At 56.8% G+C, this 2,316-nt stretch carries 2 protein-coding genes; both read left to right on the top strand.

Going from position 1 to position 2,316, the window contains the following annotated elements; all coding sequences use genetic code 11:
* Positions 1–292: 292 nt before the first annotated feature.
* Complete coding sequence (gene nac, locus E0L16_RS21905; RefSeq protein ID WP_063450207.1) at positions 293–1,210, top strand: nitrogen assimilation transcriptional regulator NAC; 918 nt, start codon at positions 293–295, stop codon at positions 1,208–1,210.
* A gap of 96 nt (positions 1,211–1,306) precedes the next feature.
* Positions 1,307–2,257 carry an HTH-type transcriptional regulator Cbl gene (cbl, locus tag E0L16_RS21900; RefSeq protein WP_107533325.1) on the top strand — a complete coding sequence of 317 codons (951 nt, stop codon included), beginning with the start codon at positions 1,307–1,309 and terminating at the stop codon, positions 2,255–2,257.
* The last annotated feature ends 59 nt before the right edge of the window (positions 2,258–2,316 follow it).

The following is a 2,316-nucleotide window of genomic DNA, read 5'->3' as shown; positions in this document are numbered from 1 at the left end:
CCTGCGTACGCCTTGTCAAAGGTTGGATCGCTGACTTTTAACTGTTTGCTGACAAAACCAGCAAAGTGACGTTTTGGCCAACGTAATGCACCATATTTGTGCAGATATACCCCGAATGGGGCAGATCGGAAACCACTGTCCCGGACTCAAAACTGGCATTAGCGATTGGCTTTCCTTATTTTCAGCCGCTTAGCACAGATATTTTCCCGCCGCCAAAAACTGGCATCCATATTGCAAAACCTGTTTAACAACACAGCCGTTACCGGCACGCTATTTTCGAACAGGGGGCAACATGAACTTAAGACGACTGAAATACTTCGTAAAAATCGTCGATATCGGCAGCCTGACCCAGGCGGCTGAAGTGCTGCATATCGCGCAGCCTGCGCTGAGCCAGCAGGTCGCGACTCTGGAAGGCGAAATGGACCAGCAACTGTTGATCCGCACCAAGCGCGGCGTAACGCCTACCGAAGCGGGAAAAATTTTATACACCCATGCCCGGACGATCCTGCGTCAGTGCGAACAGGCGCAGCTGGCCGTTCATAATGTGGGGCAGACCCTGAGCGGGCATGTCTCCATCGGCCTGGCGCCGGGAACGGCCGCATCGTCTGTCACCATGCCGCTGCTTCAGGCGGTGCGCGCTGAGCTACCGGAAGTGCTGGTTTATCTGCATGAGAACAGCGGTTCCGTGCTCAATGACAAACTGCTCAACGGTCAGCTGGACATGGCCGTGCTGTACGACCGCTCACCGGTTGCCGGGATCACCAGCCAGCCGCTGCTGAAGGAAGATCTTTATCTGGTCGGGACCCGTGATTGCCCGGGGCAGAGCATTGATTTAACCGCCGTGGCGGAGATGAATCTGTTCCTGCCGCGCGACTACAGCGCCGTGCGCGTGCGCGTCGACGAAGCGTTCTCGCTGCGTCGTCTGACGGCGAAAATTATCGGAGAGATTGACTCCATCTCCACGCTGACTGCCGCCATTGCCAGTGGTATGGGGGTTACGGTACTGCCCGAGTCTGCCGCACGTTCACTGTGCAGCGCGGCGAACGGCTGGATGGCCCGTATCACTACGCCATCCATGAGCTTACCGCTCTCTTTGAATATGTCCGCGCGGGGCTCACTGACACCGCAGGCGCAGGCGGTGAAAGAGATCCTGATGTCTCTGGTCAGCAAGCCGTCGCTGGAAAACCGCGAGCTGCAACTGGTGAGCTGATATTCCAAATAAGCATAAGATGCTGGTTTTTATTATTTGTTCTACAGCCCGGCTGACTCTAACAATAGCCTTATGTCAGATGCGCCGGAGTGAATCGTGAATTTCCAGCAACTTAAAATTATTCGTGAGGCGGCCAGGCGGGATTACAACCTGACCGAAGTCGCCAACATGCTCTACACCTCCCAGTCGGGCGTCAGCCGGCATATCCGCGAGCTGGAGGAGGAGTTAGGCATTGAGATTTTTATCCGTCGTGGCAAGCGCCTGCTGGGCATGACGGAACCAGGCAAGGCATTGCTGACCATCGCTGAGCGCATTCTCAACGAGGCCAGCAACGTTCGCCGGCTGGCGGATCTCTTTACCAACGACGCTTCGGGGGTGCTGACCATCGCCACCACCCATACGCAGGCGCGCTACAGCCTTCCGACGGTGATCAAAGCCTTTCGTGAAATCTTTCCTGACGTACGGCTCGAGCTCATCCAGGGTACGCCGCAGGAAATCGAAGTGCTGCTGCATAACGGTGGGGCAGATATCGGTATCGCCAGCGAGCGGCTGAGCAATGACCCGCTGCTGGTGGCATTCCCGTGGTTCCGCTGGCATCACAGCCTGCTGTTACCCGCCGATCACCCCCTGAACCAGGTTTCACCACTGACGCTGGAAGAGATCGCCAAATGGCCGCTGATTACCTACCGGCAGGGCATTACCGGACGCTCGCGCATTGATGAAGCGTTCAAGCGTAAAGGGCTCACGCCGGACGTGGTGCTGAGCGCACAGGATTCAGACGTGATCAAAACCTACGTTGAGTTAGGGCTGGGGATTGGCCTGGTGGCCGAGCAATCTGGCGCAGAGCGTGAAGCCGAAAATCTGGTGCGTCTCGATACGCGTCACCTGTTCGACGCGAATACCGTCTGGCTGGGTCTGAAACGCGGGCAACTTCAGCGCAACTACGTGTGGCGATTTATCGAGCTCTGCAATGCGGGGCTCTCCGTGGATGAGATCAAACGTCAGGTGATGGAGCCGGAAGAAGTGGCGATTGATTATCAGATTTAGTCGCTAATCAGCAGGCCGGGTAAGGCGCAGCCGCCACCCGGCACATTTACCGAACCCAC

This window comes from Enterobacter quasihormaechei (assembly GCF_004331385.1).
Classification (GTDB): domain Bacteria; phylum Pseudomonadota; class Gammaproteobacteria; order Enterobacterales; family Enterobacteriaceae; genus Enterobacter; species Enterobacter quasihormaechei.
Note: the sequence above shows the minus strand (reverse complement) of the source record. Positions and strands in the feature narration are given on the sequence as shown.

Coding starts and splice junctions, on each gene's coding strand:
- nac (WP_063450207.1), top strand. CDS start 293: ATGAACTTAAGACGACTGAAATACTTCGTAAAAATCGTCGATATCGGC.